The sequence below is a fragment of the Mycobacterium spongiae genome, from assembly GCF_018278905.1.
GTDB classification, from domain to species: Bacteria; Actinomycetota; Actinomycetes; order Mycobacteriales; family Mycobacteriaceae; genus Mycobacterium; species Mycobacterium spongiae.
Map to the genome: position 1 here is coordinate 4,636,864 of NZ_CP046600.1, position 11,206 is coordinate 4,648,069.

Below are 11,206 nucleotides of genomic sequence, written 5' to 3' on the forward strand. Positions count from 1 at the left end.
CCGGCGATGCTCACCACCGCTACCTGCCGAGATCACGGCTGCAGACGTTCGACTCGCGAGCCGATGACCCGAATCCGGTTATGCAACCGGTTTTCTCGGTCCTGCCAGAACTCCACGACCTCGGCCGCAATGAGGTACCCGCCCCAGCCGGGTGGCACCGGGATAGTCTCCGAGTCCGCAAAGCGCGCCGTGACTTCGGCGAGCCGTTCGAGCAGCGCGGCACGCGACGCGATCGGACGCGACTGCTGCGACGCCCAAGCTCCGAGCTGCGATCCGCGCGGTCGCTGCACCCAGTAATCCTGCGTGACCTGGCGATCCACCCGGCTCACCGGACCGCGAATGTGCACCTGCCGACCGAGCTGGTACCAGGGGAAAGTCGCCGATGCGTACGGTGTCGCCGCCAGCTCCGCTCCCTTCGCCGACTCATAGTTGGTGAAGAATGTGATCCCCGCCTCGTCGACGCTCTTGCACAGCACCGACCGGCTGACCGGCCTGCCGTCGCCTACCGTGGCGAGCACCATCGCATTGGGCTCGGCGAGTCCGGCGCGTTGCGCATCGCCAATCCATTTGCGAAACAACGCAAGCCAACCACCCGCGAGCCAGTCCACGTCCAGATCGGGGCTGCGATCCTTCTCGACGGACCCGCGCTGAGCGCCCATATCCGCCAGCGGTCGGTCGTCGGCTCCTGCCACCGCGCCAAGGCTACCGGGGTCGCAGTCCAGCCGGTACAGGTTGTCCAGAAGTGGGGTGGGAGAATTTCCCCATGACTGTGGTCCCGGAGAATTTCATGCCTGGCCTCAACGGCGTCGTCGCCTTCACCACCGAGATAGCCGAACCGGACAAAGATGGTGGAGCGCTGCGCTACCGGGGCGTCGACATTGAGGATCTGGTAAATCAGCAGGTCACGTTCGGCGAAGTGTGGGGTTTGCTGGTCGACGGAAGGTTCGGAAGTGGACTGCCCCCGGCGGAACCCTTTCCGCTGCCGATCCACACCGGCGATGTGCGCGTCGACGTCCAGGCGGGCCTAGCGATGCTGGCGCCTATCTGGGGGTACGCGCCACTCCTGGACATCGACGACAGCACCGCGCGCCAACATCTGGCGCGGGCGTCAGTGATGGCGTTGTCGTACGTCGCACAGTCCGCCCGTGGGATCTATCAGCCCGCGGTGCCGCAACGTGTCATTGACGAATGCTCCACGGTCACAGCACGTTTCATGACTAGATGGCAGGGCGATCCAGACCCCAGACACATCGAAGCGATCGACGCCTACTGGGTGTCGGCCGCCGAGCACGGGATGAACGCGTCGACGTTCACCGCTCGTGTCATCGCCTCTACGGGAGCCGACGTGGCGGCGGCGCTCTCCGGGGCGATCGGTGCGATGAGCGGGCCACTGCACGGCGGCGCTCCGGCCCGCGTACTGCCCATGCTCGAAGAAGTCGAACGCACCGGCGATGCCCGCGGTCTGGTCAAGGGAATACTGGATCGCGGCGAGAAACTGATGGGATTCGGACACCGGGTCTACCGCGCGGAAGATCCGCGGGCCCGGGTGCTGCGGGCAACCGCCGAGAGGCTGGGCGCTCCACGATACGAAGTTGCGGTGGCTGTCGAGCAGGCCGCGCTGTCGGAGCTGCGCGAGCGCCGCCCGGACCGGGCTATCGAAACCAATGTCGAGTTTTGGGCGGCGGTCATCCTCGACTTTGCCGGGGTGCCGGCCAACATGATGCCGGCGATGTTTACCTGTGGGCGCACCGCCGGGTGGTGTGCCCACATCCTCGAACAGAAGAGACTCGGCAAATTGGTCCGCCCATCGGCGATCTACGTCGGACCGGAGCCCCGCAGCCCAGAATCCGTCGAAGGCTGGGGCCGGGTTCTCACTACCGCCTGAAGTGCCGCCACGGGCATGCGGCGTCGCTAGGAGGATCCACCGGAGAACGTCGGCGGTGACAACGAACTCCGATGGCTCCTAGTCGAAACCGGTTTCTGGTTGAAGGTCCGCCGCACAGACCCCTCGGAACAGTTCGGCGAGACTTCCAGGTTCTCGGTGTCGCAGCGCACAGTGCGATGCCGACGCCGAGCCAGGTTCATCCTGGCCGCCCGAAAATCTCACCACTGAGACTTTGCAACCGGACGGGCGCCGACCACAGTACCGGCGGTACCGGCAATTAGCCAGGCATCGACGTGGGGTGTGTCCAATCCCGCACAAGCGCGCTGATGTGCGCTTGCTCATACCCACGGAGGACGGGCAATGGCGTCGACGCGTCCTGCTGCTGTGGGCTTACCCAGGTTGGCAGGTACGGCCCGGTGAGGCCCCGGTGAGACAAAGCGCGCGGGTGAGACAGTGTGGCCCGTTTCGCCAATGCGCCCCGTTTCGCCAATGCGCCCCGTTTCGCCAATGCGCCCCGTTTCGCCAATGCGCCCCGTTTCGCCAATGCGCCCCGTTCAGTCAATGCGCAGAGTCGCTCACTACCCTGTTGGCCATGGCTGACCAGCTCACGACTTCGCTTGAGATCCCCGCTGACATCAAACCCCGCGACGGCCGCTTCGGCTCGGGTCCCTCCAAGGTTCGACCCGAGCAATTGGCGGCGCTGACCACCACCGCGGCGGCCTTGTTCGGCACGTCCCACCGCCAGGCCCCCGTCAAGAACCTGGTGGGCCGGGTGCGTTCGGGTCTCGCCGAGCTCTTCTCGGTGCCCGACGGTTACGAAGTCATCCTCGGCAACGGGGGCGCCACGGCGTTCTGGGATGCCGCTGCTTTCGGGCTGATTGACAAGCGCTCCCTGCACTTGACCTACGGCGAGTTCAGTTCGAAGTTCGCCGCGGCCGTCGCCAAGAACCCGTTCATCGGCGATCCGGTCGTGGTCAAGGCGGATCCCGGCAGCGCCCCCGAACCGCAGACCGACCCGTCGGTCGATGTGATCGCCTGGGCACACAACGAGACGTCGACCGGAGTGGCGGTGCCGGTGCGCCGCCCCGAGGGCTCTGGCGACGCTCTGGTGGTGATCGACGCGACCTCGGCAGCGGGCGGGCTACCCGTCGACATCATCGACACCGACGCCTACTACTTTGCGCCGCAGAAAAACTTCGCCAGTGACGGCGGGCTCTGGCTGGCCATCCTGAGTCCGGCAGCGCTGAGTCGCGTCAACGCTGTCGCCGCATCCGGTCGATGGGTTCCCGACTTCCTCTCGCTGCCGATAGCGGTCGAGAACAGCCTGAAGAACCAGACCTACAACACGCCGGCGATCGGCACGCTCGCGCTCCTGGCGGAGCAGATCGACTGGCTGGTGGGCAACGGCGGGCTCGACTGGGCAGTCAAGCGCACCGCCGACTCGTCGGCGCGGTTGTACGCGTGGGCGCAGGAGAAGCCATACACCACACCGTTTGTTGCCGACCCCGCCCTGCGTTCGCAGGTGGTTGGCACGATCGATTTCGTCGACACCGTGGACGCCGCCGCGGTCGCGGCCACCTTGCGAGCCAACGGCATCGTCGACACCGAGCCATACCGCAAACTCGGCCGCAACCAGCTGCGGGTCGCGATGTTCCCGGCGGTCGAACCCGATGACGTCAGCGCGCTCACCGAATGCATCGACTGGGTCGTCGAACGACTCTCCTAAACCCTAGGAAGGCCGAGAGAAAACCCTTATCGACCGGCAGTGCAGCACTAGGCGGGGCCCCCCGCGTGTCAACGCGTTGAGTTGCGTTCGGCGCACTAGAGTGCGGTTCACAGGTCCCTGCTGAGCTGCACGGAGCCTGCGAGGAGAAGCCAATGCGGGAACTCAAAGTGGTCGGGCTCGACCCTGACGGTAAATACATCATCTGCGAGGGCGGCAGCCCGCCCGAAAAGTTCAAGCTTCCGGCCGACGACCGGCTACGAGCGGCGCAGCGCGGCGACTCGGCGCTGCTGGGGCAGCTCGTGGAGCAAGAGCAGCTGGACATCGACGTCACCAACATGCTGAGCCCGAAGGATATTCAGGCCCGCATCCGTGCCGGCGCGACGGTCGAGCAGGTCGCCTCGGCGTCGGGCTCCGATATTGCACGAATCCAGCGCTTCGCCCACCCGGTGCTGCTGGAACGCTCGCGAGCCGCCGAGTTGGCCACGGCCGCGCACCCGGTCCTCGCCGACGGCCCCGCGGTGCTGACGCTGCTGGAGACTGTCACCACCGCTTTCATGACGCGCGGCCTCAACCCCGACAAGCTCAGCTGGGACGCCTGGCGCAATGAAGATGGTCGCTGGACAGTGCAGCTTTCGTGGCAGGCCGGCCACTCGGACAACGCGGCGCATTTCCGCTTCACTCCGGGCGCACACGGAGGAACCGTCACCGCGATCGACGACGCGGCCAGCGAGCTGATCGACCCTGAATTCGACCGCCCGTTGCGACCTTTGGCGCGGGTTGCTCACCTCGACTTCGACGAGACCGCCGAGCCGGCGCCCAAGGCGCCGCCGGAACATCCGGTTAGCGGCCGACGGGGCAAGCCGGCCATACCCGCGTGGGAGGACGTGTTGCTCGGGGTGCGATCAGGCGGGCGAGGTTAGTGCGGCGTTAACCGCCGCTCATTGCGGGCCCCAAGGCGGCCATCGTGAGCAACGTCATCCAGGCGCCCGCCACACCCACTCCTGCCCCCAATACGAACCAGCGCAGCACCGCGGTGCGTCGCCAGGTCCACAGGGTCGGCGCCAATCCGCCAACGGCGACGGCGTTGAGTCCGACGGCTAGCAGCGGATGCACCCGGATCAACCCGAGGCTGACCACCACGATCCCGACTCCGGCAACCACGGCAACAAAACCGGCCACCGCCAAACCCGTTCCCCACGGCGTCGACTGGTCGCGTTCGTCGCGCTGCAGTATCACCGGCCCGCCCTAGCCCGCCGACTCAGAAGGTTCGAGCGCACCGCTAGCGGCAGGCCGCGACGACCGCCACCCAAGCCGACCACGCTCGTAGAAGGCCAACGCGGCGGCCGTCGCGACATTGAGGGAATCGGTACCTCGTGACATCGGGATGCGCACCCGGATGTCGCTCATCCCCAGTGCGGCCGCACTCAGTCCCGGGCCCTCGGAGCCCACCAGCAACGCAATCCTTTGGTCGCGTACCGCGCTCATCGCCTCCGGCAGTGCGCAGGCATCGGCTTGCGGAGTCATCGCCAGCAGCTGAAAGCCGCTCCGTCTCAGCGTCCCAAGTTCAGCGGGCCACTCCGACGCGCGAGCGTACGGGACCAACAACGCGTGACCCATAGAGACCCGAACCGCACGCCGGTAGAGAGGATCAGCGCAGCCACTGCCGAAGACCACCGCGTGCACATCCAACCCGGCCGCATTGCGGAATACCGAACCCAGGTTCTCGTGGTCGTTGACGCCCTCGAGCACGACAACGGTACGTGCGCCCGCGACAACCTGCGCCACGCTCGGCTCAGGCACCCGACGGGCGGCGGCCAGCACACCGCGATTGAGATGAAAGCCCACGACCCGCGCCATGACATCGGCCGAAACGCGGTAGTAAGGCACTGCGTCGCCCTGGATAGCGACCAAGTCGTCGTTGAGCTCCACGAGGCGACGATCGGTGCCGAGCAGTGCCAGCGGTCTGAATCGTGAAGCCAGCATGCGCTGAACGACGAGCACACCCTCTGCGATTACCAATCCCTTGCCGGTCGGCAGATCCGGGCGCCGGTCAACGCTATTCAGGTCTCGGAAATCATCGAGGCGCGGGTCGTCGGGATCGCCGACATCCTCAACGACGACGCCGACCGAGCCAGCCGAAGGCGGGACAGCAGCGTGCGCGCTCACGGGCTTTCGTCAACCAAGGCCAAGATCAGGTCGGCGGCGTTTCGCAGCGTGTCACGTTGGTTGCCGTCCAAGGTTGCCAGCCGCTCAGCCAGCCATTCCTGCCGAGCGCGCCGAGCCGCCTTGATCAATTCAGCCCCGGATTCGGACACCGAGATCAACACCTGCCTACCGTCTACCGGATGCGGGACACGGTCCACGAAACCCAAGTCGGCCAACGACGCGATCACGCGGGTCATGGACGGTGGCCGAACATGCTCACGAATCGCCAACGCGCCGGGTGTCATCGCGCCCTCTGTGGCCAGGGTCGCCAGCGCTGAGAGTTGCGACAGCGACACCGGCGCGTAGGGATTTCGGAACCGCAGTTGGCGGGCCAGCCGCAGCACCGCCAGCGACAGGTCACTGGCCAGCCTCGCATCGCTGTCGGGCACAGCGCGAGGTTACATCGGAACCGAAGGACCGGGCGTGAGAAACGGCGAACGACGACGTTGGTCGCGCATCGTCAAGAGGCCGGGTTAGGTTTGATGGCGATGGGCATCGAACCTGACCAGCACCGCGAACCACCGCGATTGCCACGCGCGCTCCTCAAGGTCTGGCCGATCATCGCGGTCGCCGCCATGGCCTGGCTGGTGGCCGCAGTAGCGGCCTTCGTGGTGCCGAGCCTCGCACCGTGGCGCCCCGTAACATTGGCGGGGCTGGCAACCGGGCTGCTCGGCACAAGCATCTTCGTATGGCAGCTCGCCGCCGTCCGCCGTGGAGCTCGCGGCGCTCAATCCGGGCTGGAAACCCATGTCGCCCCGAAGTAAACCGTTTGAGATCTTGACAACAGCTACATCGCGCACACCCCTAGGAGGACCAATGGCAGCCCCGCTGTTGCAGACGCAGATCGATATCAACGCACCTGCCGCGAAGGTCTGGGCGCTGATTTCCGATTTTCGGCGGATGCCGCAGTGGAGCCCGCAATGCCGTTGGATGCGGCCGCTCGGACCGCTGCGCCCCGGCACCCGGACCATCAATGTCAATCGCCGCAATCGCCTGTTCTGGCCCACCAGCTGCACGGTTCTCGAGGTCGTTCCGGAGAAGAAACTCGCGTTCCGGGTGGACTCAAACCGCAGCATCTGGAGCTACGAACTCGAGCCGAATGGCGAGGGCACCCGGGTGATCGAGAGCCGTCACGCCGAGAACGGCGTCAGCGCGTTTTCGAACCTCACGGTGAACGCGTTCCTCGGCGGGACCACAAGCTTCGAACACGAATTGCTCGAAGGAATGAACGCCTCGCTGGCAAAGATCAAGGCCGCCGCCGAGAGCTAGAGGGTCTCGCGGCCCGCGAGCCGTCAGGTCGCCGAAGAATCGGCCCCATCCTCGGTGGGCGGGACTTCTGGAGCGTCCGCAGCCGGCTTCTCCATAATGTCGAGCACACCGTCGTCGTAGGGCTCATATGTGAGCGCGCCGCTGCTCGCCGGAGCGGGAGTGTCGGAGTGGGCACCGCAGCCATAGCGCTTGTCGACGACGTGCCCGTCGGCAGAGAGTTCGTTGCCACAGACGCCGAACATCGAACCAAGCGACCCGGCCAGGGGCAGGAAGAAACCGCAGTCGCGGCACACTCGCTTCGTGGACCGCGACATCGCCGACTCGGGACCGTAATCCCCCTCGTGCCACCGTCCGGCGGCCGCTGATCGGCCCCATGCGCTCATGACCCAGCGCCGGCCGAGCCCAACTTCTGCGGCCGTCTCGTCAACCTGGGGATCGCCGCTGGCGCTATAGCCCGGAACCAGCCGCGGGTCGTCCTTGGCCGGAGCGAGCAGGTCTCCCGGGCTGAGATCTCCCGGCCGTACTCGCTGCTCCCAGGGCACCCAGTGAGGTGCCAGCAGCGCAGTGGGCCCGGGGATCAGCACCACCTCGCTGATCGTGGCGTGGTCGGCCCCGGACGAGACCGCCACCACCACCGCCCACTGCCATCCGTGATAGCCGGGCAGATGCGCCAAGAAGCGATGAGTGGCGGCATTCGCATCCTCGTAGCTCACGCCCAGGTAGTCGCCGACCACTTCCGGGCCGCTGACCTCCATAACAGCAGCCCTGGCCGCGTCGACCGCACCATTGAGCACAGCCGCAACCTGTTCTGGCCACTCGGCCACGGCCGCCACGGAGGACTCTTCGGTGGGTCCGGTCACGCTGTCCTTCCTCGATAGCGTCTCTATCGCGCCACCCCAATAGTGCCCGAAGACACGGTGGGCGAGCCACACCCGGTTGACCACACGGCGGGTCCACATAGGACAGAATTGATTCGTGTCTGGACGGCGAGCTGATCACCGGGACCGAATGGCCTCCCACCGGGGCCGTCGGACCCGCCCCAGATCGGTCAACGGGCACCCTGGGATGGCCAACTACCCTGCCGAGGACCAGGGAGATCAGGCACCGCGTCGCCCGCCCCCCATGCGCAGCGCCAACCGCTACCTCCCGCCCCTGGGCCAGCAGCGCGAATCCGAGGATCGCGGCGAGCAGCCACGCAGCACGGAGCCCGGCGAACGGATCACCGTCACCCGCGCCGCCGCGATGCGAAGCCGCGAAATGGGTTCCCGAATGTACTGGCTCGTACAGCGCGCCGCCACTGCGGACGGCGCAGACAAGTCGGGGCTCACCGCGCTGACATGGCCGGTAATGGCGAACTTCGCGGTCGACGCGGCGATGGCCGTCGCACTGGCCAACACACTCTTCTTTGCGGCGGCCACCGGAGAGAGCAAGTCCAAGGTCGCTCTGTACCTCTTGATCACGATCGCGCCATTCGCCGTGATCGCTCCGCTCATCGGTCCGGCTCTGGACCGATTGCAGCATGGACGTCGGGTCGCGCTGGCGCTGTCATTCGGCCTTCGGACCGTTCTGGCGGTGGTGTTGATCATGAACTACGACGGCGCGACCGGCAGCTTCCCTCCGTGGGTGCTGTATCCGTGCGCACTGGCCATGATGGTGTTCTCCAAGTCGTTCAGTGTGCTGCGGAGCGCGATGACGCCCAGGGTTATGCCCCCGACGATCGATCTGGTGCGGGTCAACTCTCGGTTGACCGTTTTCGGCCTGCTCGGGGGCACTCTCGCGGGTGGCGCCATCGCGGCCGGCGTCGAGTTCGCCTGTACCCACCTGCTCGAGCTCCCGGGGGCATTGTTCGTCGTCGCCGCAATCACGGTCGCTGGTGCCTGGTTGTCGATGCGGATTCCGCGCTGGGTTGAGGTCACCGCCGGCGAGGTGCCTGCCACATTGAGCTATCACCGGGACCGGGAACGCCCACGACGAAGCTGGCCGGAGGAAGTCAAGAACCTCGGCGGAGCACTGCGACAGCCTTTGGGCCGCAATATCATTACTTCGCTGTGGGGCAACTGCACCATCAAAGTGATGGTGGGGTTCCTGTTCTTGTACCCGGCCTTTGTCGCCAAGGCCCACGATGCCGACGGGTGGGTTCAGCTGGGCATGTTGGGCCTCATCGGCGCGGCGGCAGCGCTGGGAAATTTCGCCGGCAATTTCACCAGCGCACGTCTGCAGCTGGGCAGGCCTGCGGTGTTGGTGGTGCGCTGCACTCTGGCGGTCACGGTGCTGGCTGTGGCGGCCGCGGTGGCCGGCAGCCTGGTGGCCGCCGCCATTGCCACCCTGATCACATCGGGTTCGAGTGCGATCGCGAAGGCCTCACTGGACGCCGCGCTCCAAGACGACCTGCCTGAGGAATCGCGGGCTTCGGGGTTCGGTCGTTCCGAGTCGACACTGCAGCTGGCGTGGGTCATGGGCGGCGCGGTGGGCGTGCTGATATACACCGAGCTGTGGGTGGGTTTCACTGCGGTCAGCGCGCTGCTGATCCTCGGGCTGGCGCAGACCATTGTCAGCTTCCGGGGCGCTTCGCTGATCCCGGGTCTTGGGGGTAATCGGCCCGTCATGGCAGAGCAGGAAACTACACGTCGCGCTGCGGCAGCCATGCCGACGTGAAGCGAGCTGCCGCAGCGCTGCTCGCGACTATGGTGCTCTCCGCTGGCGCTGGCGCCGGCGCGTGGCTCCTGGTGCGCGGGCACGGTCCCCAGCACCCCGAGATCAGTGTGTATTCGCACGGGCACCTGGTCCGCGTCGGACCGTACCTGTACTGCAACGTGCTCAACCTGAACGAATGTCAGACGCCGCAAACTCAGGGAGAACTGCCGGTGAGCCGCCGCTATCCGGTCCAGCTCTCCGTTCCCAAGGCCATTGCACGCGCACCATGGCGACTATTGCGGGTCTATGAGGACCCCACGAACACCACGGCCACCCTGTTTCGGCCCGACACGCGGCTGGCGGTGACCATCCCGACCGTCGACCCACAACGTGGCCGGCTTTCCGGAATTGTCGTGCAGTTGCTGACGTTGGTCGTCGACCCCGCCGGCGAACTGCGCGAGGCTCCACACGCGGAATGGTCGGTGCGCCTGGTCTTCTGAGGCCCAACGTCGAGTTGTCGGGTCAAAACGCGGGTATCCAGCACAACAAGTCGACGCTCAACCAGACATGTCGGTGGCGATCGGCACGGTGTGGGTGTGGAAATCCGGGACTGGCCATTCCGAGGCACCGATGCGCTAGCTGCGGGAGTCGTCACACCGCATCGGTTGCGGACCGACTTTGAGATGGTCCATCGCAATGTGTACATCCCCCGCGGGCAGAAGCTGACCGCCGTGACGCGGGCTGTCGCCGCCTGGATCTGGTCACGGCGGGCCGCGACGGTGGCTGGCCTGTCCGCCGCGGCGCTCCACCGCACGGCATGGATCGACGATTGGCTACCGGCCGAGCTCAACCGACGAAGCAGGGACAAGGCACGGGGCATCATCCTGCACAGTGACACCCTGGACGAGGACGAAGTATGTGTCCGCGACGGTATCTGCCTGACCACGCCCGCACGCACCGCCTTCGACCTCGGAAGACGAAAAGGTCTGACTACAGCGGTGATTCGGCTCGACGCGCTGATGCGCGCTACCGAGGTCAAGGTCAGCGACGTCGAACTTCTGGCAGATCGCCATCGGGGCGCGCGCGGATTGGTTCAGTTGCGACAGGCATTACCCCTCGTCGACGGACGCGCCGAATCACCCTACGAGACGAGAACTCGCTTGGTCCTCGTCGGTGGCGGGTTGCCACGGCCGCAGAGCCAGATCGAAGTGCTCAACCACTGGGGTGCGGTGTTGGCCCGGATCGATATGGGCTGGGAAGAATGGCAGGTCGGCGTCGAATTCGACGGAGCGCAACATTGGACGGATCCCGCACAGCGCACCCGCGACATCGATCGATTGGCTGAACTCGAGGACCACGGCTGGACCATCATCCGGGTCAGCGCCGACATGCTCCGATACCGGCCCTATGTGGTCGTGACACGCGCCCGCAGTGCCCTGCTCGCCGCTGGTTGCTCACTCGTTTAGAGCGCCGAACGTCGACTTTCT

The 11,206-nt window shown here is 66.2% G+C and carries 13 protein-coding genes; 8 read left to right on the forward strand and 5 right to left on the reverse strand.

Annotated elements, in window-relative coordinates:
- Positions 1–32 precede the first annotated feature (32 nt).
- The gene (pdxH, locus tag F6B93_RS18775; RefSeq protein ID WP_211699599.1) at positions 33–659 is read right to left on the reverse strand and encodes a pyridoxamine 5'-phosphate oxidase; all 627 of its coding nucleotides are present in this window, start codon (positions 657–659) and stop codon (positions 33–35) included.
- Positions 660–763: 104 nt separating this feature from the next.
- Between pdxH and F6B93_RS18780 the strand changes: the two genes are divergently transcribed.
- From F6B93_RS18780 to sepH, 3 genes are all read left to right on the forward strand, one after another.
- Positions 764–1,885 (forward strand): citrate synthase 2, encoded by a 1,122-nt coding sequence (locus tag F6B93_RS18780; protein WP_211696431.1) that lies wholly within the window; start codon positions 764–766, stop codon positions 1,883–1,885.
- Between the two features lie 592 nt (positions 1,886–2,477).
- A complete protein-coding gene (gene serC / locus F6B93_RS18785; RefSeq protein ID WP_211696432.1) occupies positions 2,478–3,611 on the forward strand; it encodes a phosphoserine transaminase in 1,134 nt (377 codons plus the stop codon).
- A gap of 152 nt (positions 3,612–3,763) precedes the next feature.
- Positions 3,764–4,531, forward strand: coding sequence for a septation protein SepH (sepH, locus tag F6B93_RS18790; RefSeq protein WP_211696433.1), 768 nt, complete (start codon positions 3,764–3,766; stop codon positions 4,529–4,531).
- Between the two features lie 7 nt (positions 4,532–4,538).
- On the opposite strand, the gene F6B93_RS18795 is transcribed toward sepH, so the two are convergent.
- From F6B93_RS18795 to F6B93_RS18805, 3 genes are read right to left on the reverse strand one after another with little or no spacing between them, the layout of a single operon-like run.
- A complete protein-coding gene (locus F6B93_RS18795; protein WP_211699600.1) occupies positions 4,539–4,841 on the reverse strand; it encodes a DUF2537 domain-containing protein in 303 nt (100 codons plus the stop codon).
- Between the two features lie 15 nt (positions 4,842–4,856).
- On the reverse strand, positions 4,857–5,777 hold the full coding sequence (locus F6B93_RS18800) for a TrmH family RNA methyltransferase (protein WP_211696434.1): 921 nt from the start codon (positions 5,775–5,777) through the stop codon (positions 4,857–4,859).
- On the reverse strand, positions 5,774–6,205 hold the full coding sequence (locus tag F6B93_RS18805; protein ID WP_211696435.1) for an Rv0880 family HTH-type transcriptional regulator: 432 nt from the start codon (positions 6,203–6,205) through the stop codon (positions 5,774–5,776). The genes F6B93_RS18800 and F6B93_RS18805 overlap by 4 nt, the downstream gene beginning before the upstream one ends.
- Before the next feature lie 99 nt (positions 6,206–6,304).
- On the opposite strand from F6B93_RS18805, the gene F6B93_RS18810 reads away from it, so the two are divergent.
- Positions 6,305–6,580 (forward strand): DUF2530 domain-containing protein, encoded by a 276-nt coding sequence (locus F6B93_RS18810; protein WP_211696436.1) that lies wholly within the window; start codon positions 6,305–6,307, stop codon positions 6,578–6,580.
- Positions 6,581–6,632: 52 nt separating this feature from the next.
- Complete coding sequence (locus F6B93_RS18815; RefSeq protein ID WP_211696437.1) at positions 6,633–7,085, forward strand: SRPBCC family protein; 453 nt, start codon at positions 6,633–6,635, stop codon at positions 7,083–7,085.
- A gap of 23 nt (positions 7,086–7,108) precedes the next feature.
- On the opposite strand, the gene F6B93_RS18820 is transcribed toward F6B93_RS18815, so the two are convergent.
- Positions 7,109–7,945 carry a DUF3027 domain-containing protein gene (locus F6B93_RS18820; protein WP_211696438.1) on the reverse strand — a complete coding sequence of 279 codons (837 nt, stop codon included), beginning with the start codon at positions 7,943–7,945 and terminating at the stop codon, positions 7,109–7,111.
- A gap of 148 nt (positions 7,946–8,093) precedes the next feature.
- Here F6B93_RS18820 and F6B93_RS18825 point away from each other — a divergent pair, with 148 nt between their 5' ends.
- From F6B93_RS18825 to F6B93_RS18835, 3 genes are all read left to right on the forward strand, one after another.
- A complete protein-coding gene (locus tag F6B93_RS18825; RefSeq protein ID WP_211696439.1) occupies positions 8,094–9,740 on the forward strand; it encodes an MFS transporter in 1,647 nt (548 codons plus the stop codon).
- A gap of 29 nt (positions 9,741–9,769) precedes the next feature.
- Positions 9,770–10,219, forward strand: coding sequence for a DUF2771 domain-containing protein (locus tag F6B93_RS18830; protein ID WP_246541161.1), 450 nt, complete (start codon positions 9,770–9,772; stop codon positions 10,217–10,219).
- A 96-nt stretch (positions 10,220–10,315) separates the two neighbouring features.
- Positions 10,316–11,185, forward strand: a complete 870-nt coding sequence (locus F6B93_RS18835) for an endonuclease domain-containing protein (protein ID WP_211696441.1) — start codon at positions 10,316–10,318, stop codon at positions 11,183–11,185.
- Positions 11,186–11,206 lie beyond the last annotated feature (21 nt).